We start from the raw sequence: 19,313 nt of genomic DNA, 5'->3' as shown, positions 1-19,313 counted from the left end.
AATGAGCACGCCCAGCGAGGAGGACAGGAAGAAGCTGGTTGCCCAGCTGCAGGAGGTGAAGAAGCAGTACGAAACGGGCCTGTGGAAGGTGGGCCTCGCGGGCGCCTTCTCCACCAACGCGTTTCTGGGCATGGCCACCCTCACCTACGAGCAAAAGCAGATGAAGCTCGCATGGGAGGACCTCAAGGTCATCGAGGCGAAGTACCTCCCGTGGGCCATTGCCAACAAGCGTCCGGACGGCTCGTTCTACGACCGGGCCCTCTACACGCTCGCGCTGCGCGACGCCGCGTTGCGCATCGAGCAGGCCTCCAAGGCTGCCTGGAATGAGTCCATCTTCACCGCCATCGCCAACATTCCACACGACACGGCGGTGACGGTGAAACAGGCGGCGTCGGACATCGCCGACGCCGTTGCACCGTACCTGCCGGACCCCGAGACACCCGGCAAGTTCCTCTTCTACGCGAAGGTGACGGCCGGGGTGGTGGGAGTGACGGCGGTGCTCCTCGGCACCGCGTACGTCGTGAGGAGCTTCAAGTGATTCTGCTGCTTCTCGTTCCCATTGGCGCGGCGGCAACAGCTGCCGCCGCCGTCCTCGCCGCGCTCGACGCGCGACAGAAAGAGAGAGACGCCGTGATTTCCGTCAGAGCCCTCCGCTACATCGCCCCTGGCCTCTCGGCCGAACGTGCCGCGGAGCTGCAGCCGCTGCTCGTCCGTGCCGTGCGCAGGTTCGGCATTACGGACCCGAAGGACCTCGCTGCCTTCCTGGCACAGACGGCCTTCGAGTCGGACGGCTTCAACGCCTTCGAGGAGTACGCCAGCGGCAAGGCATATGAGGGCCGGCAGGACCTGGGCAACACGCAGCCCGGGGACGGCATGCGCTACAAGGGCCGTGGCCCCATCCAGCTGACGGGCCGGGCCAACTACCGCGCTGCCGGCACCAAGCTCAAGCTGGACCTCGAGGGCAACCCCGCGCAGGTGGCCACCCCCGCGGTGGGGTTTCTCGTGGCGGCCTGGTACTGGTGGAGCCGCGGACTGTCGGCCCTGGGCAGTCAGGGCACGGCCGAGTCCTTCCGCCTCATCACCGTCAAGGTGAACGGCTCCGACAAGACGGTGCCGCAGCGCACCCCCTACTGGCTTCGCGCCAAGTCCGCGCTGGGGGTGGCGTCGTGAATGTGGACCCCGTGCAGGTGGCTGAGGCGCTCGTCACCATCATCACGACGGGAGTGGTTGCCGCGCTGGGCGCCTCCCGGGCCGTCCGCGGCAAGCTGGGCAGCCTGGTTGCCGAGGTGATGAAGGCCGAGTGGCCGGCGCTGCTCAAGTCCCTGCGCAAGGAGCTGCGCCCCGTTGTCCGCGCCGTGGTGCGTGAGGAGGTGGAGCACTTCTCCCGGCGCCTGGCCAACCTCGAGGGCGCTTTCTACGAGCGCCATGGACAGCGCCCCCCGCTCGCGGACGCGTCGCCGCCGCCGAGTCCCGCGGCACAGCACACGGATCCGCGAGACGGGCAGCCGTAGCTCGACGAAACCAGGGCCACCGCTGGCGGTGGCTCGAGCATCCCTTACGCCGAAACAGGAGACACCATGCTGAACCGCATCCGTGCTGCCCTCGCCCAGCTCCTCATGCCCCGCCCCCCCGCTTTCGACCCGTCCGACGTTGGTGAGGAAGCGGATGAGGCGGCGTACCACCGCGGCGAGGCCTACTGCTTCGAGCACGTGGAGTTCGCCCGCGGCAGCGCCGGCATCATCGACGGCCCGGCCCCCATCGTCGTCATGCTCGACCAGCTGCGCGGGATTGCCATGACCCGCACGTCCGCCATCAACCTCGTCGGCGAGTTGCTGGACTGCCTCGACGCGCCCGCCGCCGCCCTCCCGTCCGACACGCGGCAGTCCTAGGAACGTTCCGATGAGCAACCACGTTGACAACACTGGCGATATTCTCCTCCTGCTGTTCGCGGGCGCCCTCGGCGGCGCCACCGCGACGGCCATGGGCTATGCGGCGTGGAAGCACCGCAGCCAGATTGCGGCTCGCGCGGCCGCTGTCGTCGGCCACGGGACAACGAAGGGCAACATTTCGCTCATGACCGCCGAGTCTCGGTTGGAGCGCGCAACGGCCTACCTGACTTCCGCCCGGTCCGAGGCCGCCGCCGGAAGCAACCCCACGAAGGAGTTGGTGCGCGCGTGGCTTGCTTACGCGGAGGGCGCGAGCATCGTGCGGCAAGGCGCTTCCGCGGGGATGGACGTCAGCGCGTTGGAGACGGCGCGCGCGTCCGCCCAGTGGGCGCTCGATGCCTTCACCAACGATATCGCCGCGCGCAGGCTCCTGTGAGCGCGGAAGCAACCCCAGAAAGCCGAGGGACCCGAACCATGTCCAGCGACACGCAGACGAGCAACACCCCTGTCCCCACCAACGATGCCGTGAGCAAGACGAAGCGGCGCGCGCCCGTCGTCATCATCGAGCGCGGCGCCGAGCTGAACCCCATCCAGGACGCCATCCGTGGCGTTGCCTTCGGCGCGGGCTTCAGCGTGGCCTTTCTCTTCATCGCCGGGTGCGCCTGGCGCGCCCACCAGGCCGAGGCGGGCCAGTGAGCACCCCTCGCAATCCCGGCCTTCGCGCGGACGCGGGACTGTGGATGCTGGCCGAGCAGGGGTACACCACGGTCGCCGAGAGCCTCGGTTGGACCGCGTCGACTGGCTTCCCCATCCCGCAGTGGCGCGAGCAGACGGACACCGTGCGGGACGCCGTCTACGACGCGCAGCTCGCCGCCCACGTCGCCCTCTGCCTGTTCACGTAGCTCTCACCGAAGTCCAGGAGGTGCACCATGAAGAGCCAGAAGAGCATCATCATCGCCATCATCGCCGGCCTCTGCGGCCTCGCCGGCACGCTCGCCAACGTCCTGCCGGACGGGCAGCTGCAGAAGGGGGCCGAGAAGGTGGCGAACGTCTGCGAGGCCGGCGGCTTCCGCGCGTACCCGGAGACGGAGGTGCCGCCCCCCGGTGACGACGGCGGCACGGCCCCCTCCCCCACCCTGCCTCCGGTGCTCGAGCTGCCCCCGCCCCCGGGCCAGCAGCGGGCCCAGGTGGCCCCTTCCCCGAGCACCTGGCGCGGCGTGGAGCGCTCGTGGACGTGGCTGCCGGCGAGCGAGCGGTGGCCGGGCGAGTCTCGCGGGTGGCACGGTGGGGCGACTGCGTGACGCTGGATGACGTGCTCGCCGGAGCGCTCCTCCTGGCCATCTTCGGTTGGGGCCTGAGGATTGCGCTGCGCGGCGAGTGGTGAAGCGGAAACGACGGGGCGGGTGGTGAGCGGCGGCCTGGTGCTGCAACTCCCCCGCCCCGTCGCGTTGCGGGCTACGGAACGCAGTAGATCCCGCCGGCCTGCGTCGAGCAGCTCTTGCAGGCCTGTGCCGTCCACGTCCCGCCGGTGCACTTCAGCAGCTGGTTCGGGTTCGCAGCGTCGCACTGACCCGAATTCGCTGCAGAGGCCGGGCAGGCGTCGCCGGCCTGTGCCTTGGTGAGGTCGCAGACGCCGCGATCCTGTCCCGCGACACATCCGGCTCCACCTCGGCAGGGCACGGCGCGGAACACACCTCCCTCGCAGAATAGCGCCGAGGTTGTGGTGTCGCAGGTGATGCCGCCCTCGGGCGTGCACTTGTCGCCCGCCTCCGGGTCGGCGGTGCAGGCGGTCGCGAGAGACAGCAGAGCAGCAAGAGCAATGTGCTTCAACATGGGGGACTCCTGGGCTGGGATGCGGCGCGCAGCGTAGCAGCGCGGGCCTGCAAGCCGACACGGGGGGCCGTACTCCCGGAGTCGAATTGCAGTTCGAGGAGGACCTCGCCCGGGCCGGAGCTCCAGGACCTGACTGAGTCGCCTACGGCGAACTCGTGCTCTCACCCTCAACCGAGCTCGGAACCGGGCGCGGGGTCGCCACTGGGAGCAAGCACTTCCCGTCGTGGGCCGCCGTCTGGGGTGGGCAGTTGGGTGGCTTCTGCTCGAGCGACAGCCAGCAGGCCCCGGAGTACTCCAGCTCGAGGCCGGCGGTGCACGGCGCCCGCTTCTGGTTCGCGACCGGCTTCGGTCCCCCGGCACCAGGTCGCGCCGGCGTTGGCTCCGAGTGAACGTCCGTGGGCCATGCTTCCTGGGCCGCGCTCACCTGCCCCTCGTGGGCCGCTTGAACCACAGGGGACAATGCCGCCGGTGCCAGCACCAGGAGCACCATTCCCAGCGTCGTCGCCCATCCAAGGCCTGGAGATCGGCGAGCTCGCCGCGGCGCTCGAGGCGGGGCCACCTTGAACGGCTCCGCCTTGTGGGCTGGGTGGACCGCAGGCCGAAACTTCAGGTGTCTGGGCGGGGCCTTGTCGCAGGGCATGTCGACAGTCTACCGCGCGGACTGTCACTCAGACGACGTGTGCAGCCCCAATGACCAGGGGGAGTTCCACGCCTCCCCGTCGAAGACGTGCGCGCCGGGCCCGGCGAGACAGCTCCGCCTGGTACTCCGCGCGAAGCTGCTGGTGGTGGGCCCGCAGGATGGCCGCCATTTCGCTGTAGGGGCAGCGCTCGCAGCGAAACCAGTTCCCTGCGCCGTGACGGTGCTTCCGGCACACCCAGCGCTCGCACACGCGGCACTTCCGCCACGCGTACCAGTGGCAGTCCCAGCAGCGGCCAGGCGCGTTGTAGCGAAAGACCATGACCTACGAAGTACACCGGACCGACACAACGTCACGTTTCGCGCTTGAATTTCGCCGCGACTGGAAGCAGGCTTTCCCCGTCCGCCGCAGAGAACTGCGGCGGGCACCGGGGAGTGTAGAAGCACTCGACCCGGTGCCCTGTCTCACGTTGGCGACGTGAGCATCCTGGTGGGTTCGTGCATTTGGCGACGCAGGGACGTACTTGGTCGGCACCTGGAACCCGGAAAGTGTGCACGCCGCCCCTTCTAGGGCGCGTTGTGCGAGCTGAGGAAATGGCCTCAGCGCGCGGTGTCGCTCAATGCGACTGGTTGTCCATGGTGGTAACACGGACGCTCATGATGGCGGCTTGAATACGCCTCATCTGACAAGCGATCTATCAGTAGTCAACCTAATTCGAGATTATCAGACCCAATGTCAGAGGGAAACGGGGTGGAGCCGGCCGTCCACGGGCCTGCTCTCCAGCCCCCTGGAGCCTGGCTTTCGCGCTTCTCGGTCCGGGCCGTTGGGACATAGGGTCTGCGCGCCCTATGCGACTCCTCCGTTTGAGCTTCGCTGTCTGCGCGGCCGCGCTCGCCGTGGCCGGATGCCCCAAGCCCTCCGCCCCTGCCGGTGACGCGGGTGTTCCCGCCGCTGGAGCCGAAACGGCCGTCGACGCGGGCCCGGGCCTCGCGTCGTTCTCGCTCCAGTACACGCACCCGGATGCCGGCCTGGAGGCCATTCCCCTCGTGGGCGAAGAAGAAGGCCGTCCGCTCATCGATCCCACGTCGGCGCTCGAGCTGCGCAGCACCCTGGTGCTCCGCAACTACCGCGTCCGCCTGTTCGACGAGGCCGAGCGTGCCATGGTCTCGGACGACTCCGCCGAGGAATCCCCCAGCGGACTGCTGTACCGGATCTCCCTGCCCACGCCCCTCAAGAGCGGCCACAAGTACACCCTGGTCATCGACGCGCAGACCGGCACGTCGATGACGGACTCCCAGGGCCGCGAGGTCCCCGACATGCGGATTCCCTTCCAGGTCTCCGGCGAAAAGGAAAAGCCGCAGCCGCCGCCCTCCAAGAAACAACGCCGGCGTTGATTCAGTGCTCGTTGCCCGGGAACACCTCCGGCTCCAGGACGTCCGCGGACTCGCGCAGCAGCTCCGCCTCCTTCACGGCCACGAGCACCTCCCGGGCCGCCTCGGGCCGTCCGTACGAGCGCCCGTGGACCACGAGGAACTCCCGGAGCGCATCCCGCAGCTCCAGGCCGGACTGGTAGCGCTCGGCCGGCTCGCGCCGCAACGCCCGGTGCACCACGGCCCGCAGGGGCTCTGAAACCCGCTGGGCGGCCCGCTCCACGTCCTCCGGGCCGAACCGCTGGATGCGTGCAGCCATCTGCGCGATGGGCACCCAGCTGGGCTCCTCGCAATGCGCCTCGGTCAGCGTGGCGGACTCCGGCCCGGACGCCTGGGCCGCCTGTTCCACGTCTTCCAGATCGAACAGGTGCTTGCCCGTGAGCAGCTCCAGCATCACCAGCCCCAGCGAGAACAGATCCGCGCGGTGATCCACCTTCTCCAGCCGCATGCGCTCGGGGGACGCATAGGCGATGTCCCCGCGCAGCACGTTGGCCGTGGTGGCCTCACGCCCGGGCAGCAACGAGTACGCCACGCCGAAGTCCACCAGCTTCACCTCGCCGCTGCTGCCCACCCGGATGTTCTCCGGGTTGACGTCCCGGTGGACGATTCCCAGGGGCCGTCCGTGCTCGTCCGTCCGCGTATGGGCATGGTGGAGCGCGTCCGCGACCTCGGAGATCACGTGGCACACGAAGGCCTCGGACATGGGCCGCTGCCGCATGGCCGTGACGCTCAACACCGTCTCCAGCGAGCGGCCCTCCACGTACTCCATCACCACGTACGGCAGGCCCCCATGCAGCACCAGCTGGTACACCTTGGCGATGCCCGGATGGTCCAGCCGGTACGCCAGCTGCACCTCTTCCTTCAACCGATGCTTCTGCGTCTCACTGACCGGGCGCGACAACCGCTTGATGATCACGGAGCCGGCGGGCCCCTTCGCGTAGCGGCGCCGGGCGAGCAGCAGCTCACCATTGCTGCGCCGTCCCAGCCTGCGGACGAGCTCGTAACGGGTCCCATCCACGGAGAAAAGCAGCCGGGGGTGGTTCGAGGACTCGGGCCTATCGATGGACACTCGGGCTCTCCTTCGCGACGCCAACGCCGCGCCAGTGAAATGCCGGAGGTAGGGCCCAGACGCCGAACCTCCAGCGTCAGCCACCCTACCAGACCCGACTGACACGGCCGCCCGACTTCTGCCCTCGGGTCCGAAGGAACGTCAATCCTGGTGCAGATCCCGATCCTGGGCACGCACCCGCTCGAGCACCCTCAAGTCCCGCTCCGTGGGCCCCAGCTCCATGATGAGCCGGCTCACGTCGTAAAGGACCTCGCCCCGCTCGAACACCGGCACCCGCGGCTCGGCGTCCAGGTTCAGGTCGTCCAGGGCCCGGTTGTACGCCTTGTCCATCAGGGACCGGAGCTGGAACGAGTCGTAGAGGTTGTACTCCACCAGGAAGCGCAGGGCCTCCACGTCCCCGCGCGCCAGGTACGCGCGCCACAGCAGCACCGCGTCCCACCCGTTCACGCCCTTCATGTGCGGTGGCCGCCCCAGCCCCAGCTTGTCCTCGAGCTCCTTCAGCCCGCCGCTCATCCCCAGCCGCCGGCACACGAAGCGCAAATCAATGTGCGCATCCGGCGTCGGGAAGCGCTTGCCGAAGTACTCGCGCAGCACCGGCACGTCGAAGCACGAGCCGTTGAACGTCACCCACAGCCGCCGCTCCGCCATGGCCTCCGGGAGCTCATCCATGTTGCGGCCCTGGATGAAGACGCGCAGGCCCCCGTCATCGAACAGGGCCACCACCGTGGGCTCCTGCTCCTGCTTTCCGTCCGTCTCGATGTCGAAGTAGACCGCGTCGCGCGCGAACTCGGGGTACAGCCGCCAGTGCTCCCGCGGTGGCACCATGGCGGCCAGGGCCTTCAGATCCCGCCGCTCCAGGGCCTCGCGTGCCAGCGCCAGCCGCCGGCGGGCACCCTCGTCCAGCTTCTGGCCGAGCACCGAGCCGTTCTCCGGAAAGTCGTCCCAGGTCTGGATGCCCCGGGCCCACAGGTCCTTCTCCTTCCAGGGACCCACCCCCGGAATGAGCTGGAACGTGCGCCGCAGCATCAGCCCAGCGGACCCCATCTGCCCGCCACCAGGTCCTCCAGGGGCGGAATGTCCGCCTCGCAGAACGGCAGCGCCAGCATCTCCGCCGGCGTCAACCAGGCCAGCGCGTGGGCTCCCAGCGTCTTCGGCTCCCCCGACTCCAGCCGGGCCACGTACAGCGCCAGCTCCACCGTCAGGTCCGAATACTCGTGTCTCCCCGCCCATAGCCGCCTCCCCACGTGGAGCCGCACATCCAGCTCCTCCCGGCACTCCCGAGCCAGCGCCTCCGGCTCGGACTCCCCGGGCTCCACCTTGCCGCCCGGAAACTCCCAGAGGAGCCCCCGGCTCCCACCCGGCAGCCGCTGCTGCACCAGGAACCGCGACCCATCCCCGGGCCGGTGAATCAGGGCGGCCACCACCCGGACCGTCCGCTTCACGGCCGCCTGCGTCAACCGCTCCTCCCATCCAACCGGAGGGAGTACAGGTAGCCGTTGTTGGACAGCACGTACACCTTGCCACCCACCACCCGGGGCGGAGCCGAGATTCCCTCTCCCGGGTTCCACGCCAGGCGCGACTGGCCCGTGCGCGGGTCCACGAAGAGCAACGAGCGCTGTGCTGGCACCAGGAGCATCCCCTTGACCAACACCGGCTCCAGCCCGGCCCTTTCCTCCAGGGTTTGCGACCAGAGGAGCTTTCCGCTGTCGGCCAGGTAGGCATCCAGGCGGTCATCCCCAGTGGCCACCAGCACGTTGCCGTGCAGCAGCAGCGAGGTGAGGCCCTGGGCCACCGAGTTCCACACCACGTCGCCCGTCTCGGCGTCGAGCGCGTAGAGGCCACCGGCGTACGAGGCCGCGTAGACATGGCCCGACTCGTCCAGCACCGGCGAGGTGTCCACGTCCACGAACTGCGTGACCCCGGCCGGCGCCAGCGTCTTCTCCCAGCGGACGCCGCCGTCCTCCAGGTCCAGCGACACCAGCGTGCCGTCGGAGAAGCCCACCCAGGCCGCCTGTCCGCGCACCGCCGGCGTGGACGCCCGGTGGATGGTGAAGCCCGCGGGAGGATCCCTCCGGTACAGCCACGCCAGCTCGCCCGTGGCCCGCTTCACCGCGAACAGGGTGTCGCTCTGCGAGGCCACCAGCACCAGCTCGCCCGCGAGCACCGGCGCCGTCGCCAGCGCCTCGCCCGCCGTGTACTTCCACTTGATCGCGCCCGTCTTGGCGTCCAGCGCGTGCAGCACGCCGTCGGTGCCCGGCACGTAGGCGATGCCGTCGTCCACCGTCGCACCGGCGTAGAAGCGGTTGCCCACCGTGTACCGCCACAGCTCCGTCCCCTCGGGGTCGAAGCTCCGGACCAGGCCGTCCCGGGTGAGCGTGAGGACGCGCTCGTTCTTCGCGTCATACGCCGGCTGCGCGTGCTCGCGAGGGGCGTACTCGAGCAGCATGGGGCTGACGAGCTGCCTCCACCAGTCCACCGTGAAGAAGTGGTGGGGAGGCTGCACCGGCCCGGCGGTGACCGGGTTGCCGTACACCGGGACCGTGGTGCAGGCGCCCAGCAGACCCGCCGCCGCGAGCCCTCCCACCCAACGCTTCCACCCGCTCGCGGTGCGCATGGTCAGGCGCTCACCCCGCGTCCGGCTTCTGGGTGGCCGCGGGCGTCGGCTCGGGCACCTTCACGCCCTGCGCCGCCAGCACCGCCAGCCGCTCCGTGGCCAGCCGCCCGGCGGCCGCGTTGCCCTGCGAGGCCTTCAGGTCCGCCAGCAGCTGCGCCGCCTCGTCCTTCTTGCCCTGCGCAGCCAGGATGCGGGCCTGGTGGTACTGCCCCATGCCCTGCATGAACTCGCCGGAGGCCTCCGCCGTCGACATCTGCTTGAACGACGCGAGCGCCTGGTCCAGCTGGCTCTTGGCCTCGTAGGCGTAGCCCTGGCCCTCGTAGGCCGCGGTCAGCAGCGGAGAGCTCTTCGGGGCGTCCTTCGTGAACTCACCGAAGGTGGCCACGGCGTCGTCATACTTGCCCAGCTTGTACTGGGCCTTGCCCAGCGGCAGCGCCGCCGTCAGCGCGGCCTCCGTGCCCTTGTGATCCGCCCGGAACTTCGTGAGCTCCGTCACGGTCGTCTCGTTCCGCTCCTGCTCGGACTTGAAGGGGGGCAGCTCGCCCGGCGCCGGCTGAAGGGCCACGCCCTCCACCACCGGACGCTCCAGCGATTCGAGCGTCTGGCCGAGCTGCTTGGCCGCCGCCTCCTCGCTCCGGTTGTGGAAGTACTGCACCAGCGCGGCGATCAATCCGCCCACCACGACAACGACCGCGATGGTGCTGATGATCTGACTGCGCTTCATCAGCCAGTCACTGGCCTCGGCGCCGTACAGCTGGAAGGCATCGGGAGCACTCAGCTCCTGCTTCGTCATCTTCTCGGACTTCTCGGCCACGATGGTTCGCACCTCTGTACAGGGTCGAAGGGCGCGCAATCTACGGAGCGCGCACCCACAGTGTCAACGCGGACATCCCTTTAATGCTTGGACTTCCCGGCCAGCTTGGGCCGTTTGCGTGCCGCGCGCTTGGCCTGGCCCGGGCGATCCCGGAACAGCAGCCGGATGGGCACCCGCAGGTCGAACGTCCCGCGCAGCTGGTTGGTGATGTACCGCTTGTACATGTCCGGTACACCGTCCGGCCGGTTGCAGGTGATGGCGAAAGTGGGAGGAGCCGTACCTACCTGGGCCATGTAGTACAACCGGAGCGGACCCCGGCCCACGATGGGCGCCGGGTGGTTGTCCGCCATGTGCTCCAGCAGCCGGTTGAGCTGCGGCGTGGGCGCCCGGTACCGGAACTGCACGGCCAGCTCCACCGCCAGCTCCAGCACCTTCTCCACCTTGGAGCCCGTCAGCGCCGAGGTGAACACGATGGGCGCATAGTGCACGAACTTCAGCGCGTGCTTGAGGTCCTCGCGGAACAGCTCCTGCTTGCGCTTGTCCGTGCTGATCAGATCCCACTTGTTCACCACGATGACCAGCGCGCGGCCCTTCTCCTCGGCGATGCCGGCCAGCTTGGCGTCCTGATCCACCGCCGGCTCCGTGGCGTCCATCAACAGCACCGCCACGTCGCTGCGCTCCATGGACTTCAGCGCCGCCACCACGGAGAACTTCTCCACCCGGTGGGCGATCGTCTTCTTGCGCCGGATGCCCGCCGTGTCCGTGAGGATGACCTTGCGGTCCTTGTACGTCAGCTCCGAGTCGATCGGATCCCGCGTGGTGCCCGGCACCTCGCTGGCCACCACCCGCTTCTCCTTCAGCAGCGCGTTGACCAGGGTGCTCTTGCCCACGTTCGGCCGGCCGATGATGGCCACCCGGATGGGACGGTCCTCCTCCTCGGCGGGCGCGGTCTCCTCGCCCTCCTCGCCACCCTCCCCCGCCTCCGCGGCTTCCTCGGCCTTGGCGGCCTGCTCGCGGGCCGCGAGCTCCTCGGGAGACAGCGGGGGCAGCTTGCCCATCACCGTCTCCATCATCGTGCCCACCCCCAGGCCGTGCTCGGCCGAGATGGGGAACACCTCGCCCAGTCCGAGCCTGAAGAACTCGCCGGCGAGGGCCTGCAGACTGCCCGACTCGCTGTCCAGCTTGTTGGCGGCCACCACCACCGGCTTGCCACTCTGGCGCAGGTAGTGGGCAACGTCCTGGTCCGCCGAGGTCAGACCGACCCGGGCGTCCGTCACGAAGATGATGGCATCACACTCCTCCACCGCCAGCTGCGCCTGCTCGCGCACCTGCTGCAGCAGGGAGTCCTTCTCCCCGGGCACGAAACCGCCCGTGTCGATGATGGTGATGTCCCGGCCGTCATAGTCCACGTCCCAGTAATGCCGGTCGCGGGTGACTCCGGGTTGGTCCTCCACCAGGGCGATACGGCGCCTGGCGAGGCGATTGAAGAGCGTGGACTTGCCCACGTTGGGACGGCCCACGATGGCGACCAGAGGCTTCATGCGCGTACTTCCTACTCGTAACCCAGCTTCTTGAGGCCCTCGGGACGCTCGCTCCAGCGAGCCTCCACCCGGACCCGTAGCGAGAGGTACACGTGCGCCCCCAGCAACCGCTGGATGGCCTTGCGCGCGTCCGTCCCGATCGTCTTCAGCATCTGCCCCTGCTTCCCGATGATGATGGCCTTCTGGCTGTCACGCTCCACGTAGATGGAGGCGGCAATCCGGATGAGGCCCGCGAGCTTGCCCGGGGGCGTTCCTGGCGGTGGCTCGCGCTCGGACTCGTCGAAGAAGTCCACCAGCACCGCCGTGGAGTACGGAATCTCCTGCCGGCAGTGACGCAGCACCTGCTCGCGGATGTACTCGGCCACCAGCGTCTTCTCCGCCTGGTCCGTCAGCACATCCTCGGGGAAGAGTGGATCGCCCTCGGGCATGTGCTGGAGCACCGCCTGGAAGAGCTGTTCCACACCGTCGTCATCCTTCGCGGAGATGGGCACCACCTCGGCGAAGGGGAACTCCTTTCGGTACAGATCGATGAGCGGCAGCAGCACCGGCTTGAGCACGGTGTCGATCTTGTTGATGACCAGGAAGGTGGGCTTGCCCGCCTTCTGCAGCCGCTCGAGGATGAACCGGTTGCCCGGGCTCACCTCGGGTTTCTCCGCGATGCCGCCGGGCTCGACGACGAAGAGGACCAGGTCCACGTCGTCCACCGCCTGCAGCGCCACGTCCACCATGTAGCGGTTGAGCTCGCCCTTGGCCTGGTGGATGCCGGGCGTGTCGAGGAAGGCCACCTGCCCCTCCGGCCGCGTCACCACGCCCAGAATCCGGTTCCGGGTGGTCTGCGGCTTGGGAGAGACGATGGCGAGCTTCTCGCCTGTCAGTTGATTGAGCAGCGTGCTCTTGCCCACGTTCGGACGGCCAATGAGCGCGGCGAACCCGCTGCGGTGTGTCTGCTGAGGAGCCATCTAAAGCTTCGAAGGTCGAAGGTGATCAGGGCGCCCCCTCTGGAGGGGGTTCCCCAAGAACTGCTCGGAACGACATGGAACATCGGACCCGCCGTGAAATGCGGCAACCCGGCGGGCAACCGCCTCCAGGGCGGCTCGGGACGCCTAGGCCGGCGCGGAGGTGCTGATGGTCAGCTTGCTGATGACCACGTCCTTCCTCGGCCGGTCGCCGGCGCCCTTGGGGATCTCGTTGGCGATGCGGTCGGCCACGTCCTGGCCCTTCACGACCTCGCCGAAGATGGTGTGCCGGTTGTTGAGGTGCGGCGTGGGTACCACGGTGATGAAGAACTGGCTGCCGTTCGTGTTCGGACCGGCGTTGGCCATGGCCAGCAGGCCCTTCTTGTCGAACCGGCGGCCGCTCTGGAACTCGTCCTTGAACTTGTACCCCGGCCCGCCGATGCCCTGGCCGAGCGGATCCCCGCCCTGGATCATGAAGTTGCCGATGCAGCGGTGGAAGATCGTCCCGTCATAGAGCGGCTTGCCCGTCATGCGCTCGCGCGTCCCCGGGTGCACCCACTCCTTCTCGCCCGTCGCCAGCCCCACGAAGTTCTGCACCGTCTCCGGCGCGTCCTTCGCGAAGAGCTTCACGACAATCTGACCCTCGGTGGTGTCGAAGGTGGCATAGAGATCATTGCCCGCGCGCGCCTCGTCCATCATTCCCATGGCTGCCTCCCAGATTGAATCCCACTAGCGGATGGGCGCGGGACCTTATGCTCCACCCCCCAGGCGGCCAAGCAGTTTCAGGCCGGGGTGTCGTCCTTCGGACCCGGAACGGCCACCGGCGCCTGCTCGGCTGCCCCCGGAACTCCGGGATTCGGTGTCCCCGGAGGCGCCGCGGCCACCTGCCCCGGCTTCTCGCCCCGGTCCAGCAGCACCAGGGCCCCGTGGGCCGCCGTCTGCTCGGCGTCCTTCTTGCTGCGGCCCGTGGCGCGTGCGTACACGTCCGAGCCCAGCATCACCTCCACCTCGAAGATCTTCTCGTGGTCGGGGCCCACCTCGGAGACGATCTGATAGCGGGGCGTCAGCTTGAGCCTGTCCTGCGCCGCCTCCTGCAGCTTCGTCTTGTAGTCCTGCCGGCTGAGCGCCTGCGCCACACCCTCCAGCGCCTCGGCGAAGTGCCGGTCCACCAGCCCCATCACCGGCTCCAGCCCCGAGCCCAGGTACACGGCGGCGAACACCGCCTCCAGCGCGTTGGCCAGCAGCGAGCTCTTCTCCCGGCCGCCACTCAGCTCCTCGCCCCGGCCCAGCTGCAGCAGCTCGCCCAGCCCCAGCCGCCGAGCGATGCGCGACAAGCCCTCCTCGTTGACGATGCGGGCCCGCAACGGCGTGAGCTCCCCCTCCTTCATCTGGGGGAAACGCTCCATCAGCCGGTGGCCCACCGCCAGGTTGAGCACCGCGTCCCCGAGGAACTCCAGCCGCTCGTTGTCCTGGTGGCCCTCGCCCCGGTGCTCGTTGATCCAACTCTTGTGCGTCAGCGCGGTGAGCCCCAGCTCGGGACGGGGAAACGTCGTCCCCAGCCGCGCCTCCAGGGCCTTCACTCGCTCAGCGGGTTGCAGGGTCGCCACGGCCTCTTCCCAGTTCGAATCCTTCCGCTGCGAAACGGTAGGGTCTCCCCACCGCTTCGAGCAGCACCCACGGCAGGGGAGCCTCCAGGCCCTCCCCCGCCCCGGTATCCAGCCGCACGGCCGTGTCCTACGCCTTCTTGAAGACCTCGCGCGCGATGATGGTGCGCTGGATCTCGCTCGTCCCCTCGCCGATCTCGCACAGCTTGGCGTCGCGCAGGTAGCGCTCGACGGGGAACTCCCGGGTGTAGCCGTAGCCGCCGTGGATCTGCACCGCCTTGTTGCAGGCCCGCGTGGCCACCTCGGAGGCGAACAGCTTGGCCATGGAGGCCTCCTGGCTGTACGGCTGGCCCGCGTCGGCCAGGTGCGCCGCCCGGTACACCAGCAGCCGCGCCGCGTCCGTCTCCGTCTTCATGTCCGCGAACATCCAGCGCAGCCCCTGGAACTCGGAGATGGGCTGGCCGAACGCCGTGCGCTCCCGGGCGTACCGCACCGACTCCTCCAGCGCGCCCCGGGCCAGGCCCACCGCCAGCGCGCCGATGGTGATGCGGCCCTTGTCCAGGATCTTCATCGTGTCGATGAAGCCGTGGTCCACCTCGCCCAGCCGCTGCGAGTCCGCAACCTCCACGTTCTCCAGCACCAGCTCCGCCGTGTCCGAGGAGCGCATGCCCAGCTTGCCGTGGATGGACCGCTGGCTGAAGCCCGGCATCCCCTTCTCCAGGATGAAGGCGGTGACGCCCTTCTGCTTCTTCTCCGGCGACGTGACGGCCAGCACCACGAAGACGCTGCCCACCGTGCCCTGGGTGATGAACATCTTGGTGCCGTTGAGCACCCACTTGTCACCCTTGCGCACCGCCGTGGTCTTCATGCCCGCCGCGTCCGAGCCGCTGCCCGGCTCCGTCAGGCCCCAGGCGCCCAGGTGCTCGCCCGTGGCCAGCTTCGGCAGGTACTTGCGCAGCTGCTCCTTGTTGCCGAACACGCGCAGGTGGCTGGTGCCCAGCCCGTTGTGGGATGCCACGGTGAGGGCCAGCGAGCCGTCGTAGCGGGCGATCTCCTCGACCGCCACCGCCACCGCGAGCGAGTCCATGGCGGCGCCGCCGTACTCCTCGGACACCAGCATGCCCATCACGCCCAGCTCACCCAGCTCCTTCACCACCTCCATCGGGAACTTCTCCTCCTTGTCCCACTCGCGGGCGTAGGGCTTCACCCTGCGCTCGCAGAAGTCACGGAGGGAGGACTGGAGGGCTCGATGGCTTTCGGGAAGTTCGAAGTCCATGGGGGGATGTATAGCAGAGGGTGGAGGGGAGACCGTCAAACCGGGTAGACGCCGTGCTTCTTGGACTCCCGGGGCTGGAAGCGCCGGGAATACAACTCATAACGCTGGAGCAACTCGGTGCGCAGCCGGTCGCCCGGGACGATCTCGTCCACCACCAGCTCGCTCGCCAGCTTGTAGATGTCCACGTCCTGACGGTACTCGTCCCGGAGCTGCTGGACGTAGGCGGCCCGCTCGGCCTCGGGCTTCTCCTGGATCTTGTTGAAGTAGACGGCGTTCACCGCCGCCTCCGGGCCCATCACGGCGATCATCGCCTGCGGCAGCGCCAGCGTGGCGTCCGGCGCGAAGCCCGGCCCGCTCATGGCGTACAGACCCGCGCCGTACGCCTTGCGCACCACCACGCAGATCCTCGGCACGCTCGCCTCGGACACCGCGGAGATCATCTTCGCGCCCGCCCGGATGATGCCCGCGCGCTCCACCTTCGTGCCGATCATGAAGCCCGGCACGTCCGCCAGGTACAAGAGCGGGATGTTGAAGGCGTCGCACAGCCAGATGAACCGCGCCGCCTTGTCCGCCGAGTCCACGAAGAGCACGCCGCCCTTGTACTTGGGCTGGTTGGCCACGATTCCCACCGGCCGGCCGTCGATGCGCGCCAGGCCGGTGATCAGCTCCTGCGCGAAGAGCTTCTTCACCTCGAACCAGCTCCCCTCGTCGATCAGCTCGGCGATGAGCGCGTGCATGTCGAAGGGCTTGTTCTGGTCCGCGGGGATGATCTCGTCCACCCGCTTGCCGCTGGCCTTGGGCGCCTTGGGCTCGGCCCGCGGCGGCGCCTGGGTGAAGTTCTCCGGGAAGAAGGAGATGTACTTCCTGGCCGCTTCAATCGCCTCCTGCTCCGTCTTCACCAGCACGTCGCCCACGCCCGACACCGAGCAGTGCATCTTCGCGCCGCCCATCTCCTCGAGCGTCACCTTCTCGCCGATGACCATCTCGGCCATGCGCGGGCTGCCCAGGTACATGGAGGCGTTGCCGTCCACCATGATGACGATGTCGCAGAACGCGGGGATGTACGCGCCGCCCGCCGCCGAGGGCCCGAAGAGCAGGCACACCTGCGGCACCTCGCCGGACATGTGCACCTCGTTGTAGAAGATGCGGCCCGCGCCCCGCCGGCCCGGGAACATCTCCACCTGATCGGTGATGCGCGCTCCCGCCGAGTCCACCAGGTACAGCAGCGGGCACTTCAGCCCCTTGGCCGTCTCCTGGATGCGGAGGATCTTCTCCACCGTCCGAGCGCCCCAGCTCCCCGCCTTCACCGTGGAGTCGTTGGCCATGATCGCCACCGGACGCCCCGCCACCTTCCCCACTCCGATGATCACGCCGTCCGACGGCAGCTCCGCGTCCACGTTGTTGGCGAGCTTTGCGTCCTCGACGAACGAGCCCTCGTCCACCAGCAGCCGGATGCGCTCACGGGCGAACAGCTTCCCCGTCTCCCGGTTCTTCGCGTGGTACTTCTCGGCTCCGCCCTTCTCGACCTGGGCGATCTTCTCGAGCAGCTTCTGATCGAATGACATGGCGCCGGGGGCATACCAGAAAGGTGCTCGCCTGGCCGCTGTCTCCGTTCACTCCCCACCTTGGACACGCCGCGTCATGCCCCCACTCTGACCGGCAGCCGACGCCTCCCCCCTCCCCCGTCACCCGGACGTTGCCCAGGGGGTTCCCCCCTCGCCCGCCCTCCCTACTTTCACGGCTCGCAGGGGTGGGCTGCCGTGGGGGGAGACCCATCCCTCGGATTGGCTGTGGCCAAGGAGGAGGACGGAATGCTGTTCGCGAAGAAGGCCAAGTGGGCGGTGAAGAGCGACATCTACCGGCGGCTGCTCGCCCGGAAGATCATGAAGGACCTGCCCAGGTTCGCCAAGAACCAGTGGGACGACTTCGACGCCGATGACGTGCTGCGCTACGTGGGCCTCACCACCTACAAGCCCGCCCGCAGCTCGTTCGCCGGCATCGGCGCGTTCGTCATCGGCTGCGCCGTCGGTGGCATCGCCGCGCTCATGCTCGCGCCCAAGACCGGCACCGAGCTGCGCACCGACGTGAAGGACAAGGCCATGGGCTACCTCGGCAAGCAGGGCATCAACGTGGGTCAGGAGAAGACCGCCAGCGCCTAGCCGCTGTCCGGCCATCGAGAGGGAGACGAGGCCCCGGGGAGGCGTGCACACCGCGCGCTTCCAGGGGCCTTTCTTCGTTCAAGGCCCTGAAGTCCTTGGGGTTTTCAGTACACGCGCAGCAACTGGGTCTGGATGTCGAAGTGCGGCCGGCGGAAGTCCGGGATGATCACCTCGCCCCGCGTCTCCTCGAAGTTGCCCGACAACAGCCCCAGCGGCATCAACGCCGAGATGTAGGCCGCGTCGTCGGCCCGGAGCTCGTCCAGCTTCGAGAACCGGATGGTGCGCGAGAAGCTCACGTGCCCATCGACTCCCCAGACGCTGCGCACGTTGCCCGTCGATCTCGCCGCGAAGTGCTCCGACGCGGGCCCGAGCTTCTCCAGCGACGGGGGGACTCGCTCGACCACATACGTGTCGAAGAGCGGATTGCCGGAGCTGTCGAGCAGCTTCACCCCCAGCACCTTGCCCGTGCGCGACTGCTCCAATTCGAGCGTCACGTGCAGCGCGCCCGCGGCCTTGTTGTACGTCTCGAACATGTCCACGGCCGAGGGCCTCGACCGGGCCCGCGCCCCCGCTCCTCCCGAGCGCGCCACGTCCTCCAGCCGATCCGTGCCCGAGGGCCCGCCCGCTCCGTCCGGGCTGCCCGTCGCGCCATAGTTCCCGAAGCTCTTCATCAGATCATGGAAGCCCTTGCCCCGCTCGGGAGTGGCCTTGAAGAAGTGCTTGAACACGCCCTCGTACGCGAAGAGCGGCGCGCCGGAGAGCCCCTTCTCCAGTGCCTTGTCCATCTCTCCGAAGTAGGTGTCCACGAGGCCATTCCGCACGCGCAGGTGCGCCATGCCGTCGTCGAGCATGCCCTGCACGCGGCCCTGGACCCGTGCGTTCTCCTGCGCGCGGAGCTGTTCGGGTGAAGGTCCATCCCCCGGCCTCCACGTGCGTCCGGTGGAGGCTCCCGGTGTGGCGCCCGTGGAGGGTGCAGGGCCCACTGCCAGGCCATCGGGGCCTGGGAACAGGCGCACCTGGCGCGGGACATCCGGAACCTCGGGCGGCGCCTCGGGCTTCGTCTCGGCGAGAGGCTCGGCCGGTGGCGTGGCGGCGGGAGGCGACGCTTCGGCCGTGGCGGTCGGAGGTGGTGGAACGGGAGGCGGCGCGGCGCGTGGGGGCCGCGGCGTGTGACGCGGCGGCCGAGGGGGCTCCACGGCCGGGGGCGGCGTGGGTGGGGGCGGCTCCTGTCGTGGGGGTGGCGTGCGCTCGACCACCTCGAACTGGACCGGCTCCTGACGGGCGCTCAGGAGGAAGGGATCGCGCTTCGGCGGCGCCAGGTACAACAAGAGCCCCAGGCCCAGGTGCAGGGCCAGCGAGAGGATCAGGGCCTGGAGCAGGCGGGAGCGCCGCATCGAATCTCCCACGCTGTCAGAGATGCGCCCTCCACACAAAGGGTGAAGAGAGGCGGCCGTACGGAACCGGTCGGCTCGTCCCCTCCCCTGTCAGCCCAG

At 68.9% G+C, this 19,313-nt stretch carries 23 protein-coding genes; 10 read left to right on the top strand and 13 right to left on the bottom strand.

Annotated elements, in window-relative coordinates; translation table 11 throughout:
* Window position 1: 1 nt before the first annotated feature.
* The 8 genes from AC16DP_RS22725 (at window position 2) to AC16DP_RS22690 (ending at window position 3,187) form a co-directional block, all read left to right on the top strand.
* Entirely contained in the window at window positions 2–538 is a 537-nt protein-coding gene (locus tag AC16DP_RS22725) for a hypothetical protein (protein WP_329725579.1), read from the top strand.
* The gene (locus tag AC16DP_RS22720; RefSeq protein ID WP_329725578.1) at window positions 535–1,170 is read left to right on the top strand and encodes a glycoside hydrolase family 19 protein; all 636 of its coding nucleotides are present in this window, start codon (window positions 535–537) and stop codon (window positions 1,168–1,170) included. The genes AC16DP_RS22725 and AC16DP_RS22720 overlap by 4 nt, the downstream gene beginning before the upstream one ends.
* Entirely contained in the window at window positions 1,167–1,511 is a 345-nt protein-coding gene (locus tag AC16DP_RS22715; RefSeq protein WP_329725577.1) for a hypothetical protein, read from the top strand. The genes AC16DP_RS22720 and AC16DP_RS22715 overlap by 4 nt, the downstream gene beginning before the upstream one ends.
* A gap of 66 nt (window positions 1,512–1,577) precedes the next feature.
* Window positions 1,578–1,889: a hypothetical protein gene (locus tag AC16DP_RS22710; RefSeq protein ID WP_329725576.1), complete on the top strand. Its 312-nt coding sequence runs from the start codon at window positions 1,578–1,580 to the stop codon at window positions 1,887–1,889.
* 10 nt (window positions 1,890–1,899) lie between these two features.
* Complete coding sequence (locus AC16DP_RS22705) at window positions 1,900–2,322, top strand: hypothetical protein (protein ID WP_329725575.1); 423 nt, start codon at window positions 1,900–1,902, stop codon at window positions 2,320–2,322.
* A gap of 38 nt (window positions 2,323–2,360) precedes the next feature.
* On the top strand, window positions 2,361–2,582 hold the full coding sequence (locus tag AC16DP_RS22700; RefSeq protein ID WP_329725574.1) for a hypothetical protein: 222 nt from the start codon (window positions 2,361–2,363) through the stop codon (window positions 2,580–2,582).
* Complete coding sequence (locus tag AC16DP_RS22695; RefSeq protein ID WP_329725573.1) at window positions 2,579–2,788, top strand: hypothetical protein; 210 nt, start codon at window positions 2,579–2,581, stop codon at window positions 2,786–2,788. The genes AC16DP_RS22700 and AC16DP_RS22695 overlap by 4 nt, the downstream gene beginning before the upstream one ends.
* Window positions 2,789–2,815: 27 nt before the next feature.
* Window positions 2,816–3,187 carry a hypothetical protein gene (locus AC16DP_RS22690; protein ID WP_329725572.1) on the top strand — a complete coding sequence of 124 codons (372 nt, stop codon included), beginning with the start codon at window positions 2,816–2,818 and terminating at the stop codon, window positions 3,185–3,187.
* Window positions 3,188–3,341: 154 nt separating this feature from the next.
* Here the strand turns inward: AC16DP_RS22690 and AC16DP_RS22685 are convergent, their stop codons facing one another.
* Entirely contained in the window at window positions 3,342–3,719 is a 378-nt protein-coding gene (locus AC16DP_RS22685; protein WP_329725571.1) for a hypothetical protein, read from the bottom strand.
* A gap of 1,486 nt (window positions 3,720–5,205) precedes the next feature.
* Here AC16DP_RS22685 and AC16DP_RS22680 point away from each other — a divergent pair.
* On the top strand, window positions 5,206–5,751 hold the full coding sequence (locus AC16DP_RS22680; RefSeq protein WP_329725570.1) for a hypothetical protein: 546 nt from the start codon (window positions 5,206–5,208) through the stop codon (window positions 5,749–5,751).
* Between the two features lies 1 nt (window position 5,752).
* On the opposite strand, the gene AC16DP_RS22675 is transcribed toward AC16DP_RS22680, so the two are convergent.
* The 11 genes from AC16DP_RS22675 to AC16DP_RS22625 form a co-directional block, all read right to left on the bottom strand.
* Complete coding sequence (locus AC16DP_RS22675) at window positions 5,753–6,856, bottom strand: serine/threonine-protein kinase (protein ID WP_329725569.1); 1,104 nt, start codon at window positions 6,854–6,856, stop codon at window positions 5,753–5,755.
* Between the two features lie 141 nt (window positions 6,857–6,997).
* Window positions 6,998–7,882, bottom strand: a complete 885-nt coding sequence (locus tag AC16DP_RS22670; RefSeq protein ID WP_329725616.1) for a ribonuclease H-like domain-containing protein — start codon at window positions 7,880–7,882, stop codon at window positions 6,998–7,000.
* Window positions 7,882–8,313 (bottom strand): (deoxy)nucleoside triphosphate pyrophosphohydrolase, encoded by a 432-nt coding sequence (locus tag AC16DP_RS22665; RefSeq protein WP_329725568.1) that lies wholly within the window; start codon window positions 8,311–8,313, stop codon window positions 7,882–7,884. Before AC16DP_RS22665 ends, AC16DP_RS22670 begins: the two co-directional genes overlap by 1 nt.
* On the bottom strand, window positions 8,310–9,470 hold the full coding sequence (locus AC16DP_RS22660; protein ID WP_329725567.1) for an outer membrane protein assembly factor BamB family protein: 1,161 nt from the start codon (window positions 9,468–9,470) through the stop codon (window positions 8,310–8,312). The genes AC16DP_RS22665 and AC16DP_RS22660 overlap by 4 nt, the downstream gene beginning before the upstream one ends.
* A 10-nt stretch (window positions 9,471–9,480) precedes the next feature.
* Window positions 9,481–10,284, bottom strand: a complete 804-nt coding sequence (locus AC16DP_RS22655) for a tetratricopeptide repeat protein (protein ID WP_329725566.1) — start codon at window positions 10,282–10,284, stop codon at window positions 9,481–9,483.
* 80 nt (window positions 10,285–10,364) lie between these two features.
* Entirely contained in the window at window positions 10,365–11,825 is a 1,461-nt protein-coding gene (gene der / locus AC16DP_RS22650; protein WP_329725565.1) for a ribosome biogenesis GTPase Der, read from the bottom strand.
* Between the two features lie 11 nt (window positions 11,826–11,836).
* Complete coding sequence (era, locus tag AC16DP_RS22645) at window positions 11,837–12,784, bottom strand: GTPase Era (RefSeq protein ID WP_329725564.1); 948 nt, start codon at window positions 12,782–12,784, stop codon at window positions 11,837–11,839.
* A 144-nt stretch (window positions 12,785–12,928) separates the two neighbouring features.
* Entirely contained in the window at window positions 12,929–13,486 is a 558-nt protein-coding gene (locus AC16DP_RS22640; protein WP_329725563.1) for a peptidylprolyl isomerase, read from the bottom strand.
* Between the two features lie 77 nt (window positions 13,487–13,563).
* Complete coding sequence (gene rnc / locus AC16DP_RS22635) at window positions 13,564–14,388, bottom strand: ribonuclease III (protein ID WP_329725562.1); 825 nt, start codon at window positions 14,386–14,388, stop codon at window positions 13,564–13,566.
* A 127-nt stretch (window positions 14,389–14,515) separates the two neighbouring features.
* Window positions 14,516–15,661 carry an acyl-CoA dehydrogenase family protein gene (locus AC16DP_RS22630; protein WP_329725561.1) on the bottom strand — a complete coding sequence of 382 codons (1,146 nt, stop codon included), beginning with the start codon at window positions 15,659–15,661 and terminating at the stop codon, window positions 14,516–14,518.
* Between the two features lie 35 nt (window positions 15,662–15,696).
* On the bottom strand, window positions 15,697–17,226 hold the full coding sequence (locus AC16DP_RS22625; protein ID WP_329725560.1) for an acyl-CoA carboxylase subunit beta: 1,530 nt from the start codon (window positions 17,224–17,226) through the stop codon (window positions 15,697–15,699).
* Window positions 17,227–17,472: 246 nt separating this feature from the next.
* On the opposite strand from AC16DP_RS22625, the gene AC16DP_RS22620 reads away from it, so the two are divergent.
* Window positions 17,473–17,820: a YtxH domain-containing protein gene (locus tag AC16DP_RS22620; protein WP_329725559.1), complete on the top strand. Its 348-nt coding sequence runs from the start codon at window positions 17,473–17,475 to the stop codon at window positions 17,818–17,820.
* 104 nt (window positions 17,821–17,924) lie between these two features.
* Here the strand turns inward: AC16DP_RS22620 and AC16DP_RS22615 are convergent, their stop codons facing one another.
* The gene (locus AC16DP_RS22615; protein WP_329725558.1) at window positions 17,925–19,214 is read right to left on the bottom strand and encodes a hypothetical protein; all 1,290 of its coding nucleotides are present in this window, start codon (window positions 19,212–19,214) and stop codon (window positions 17,925–17,927) included.
* Window positions 19,215–19,313: the final 99 nt, after the last annotated feature.

The organism is Archangium sp. (genome assembly GCF_057119385.1).
Note: the sequence above shows the minus strand (reverse complement) of the source record. Positions and strands in the feature narration are given on the sequence as shown.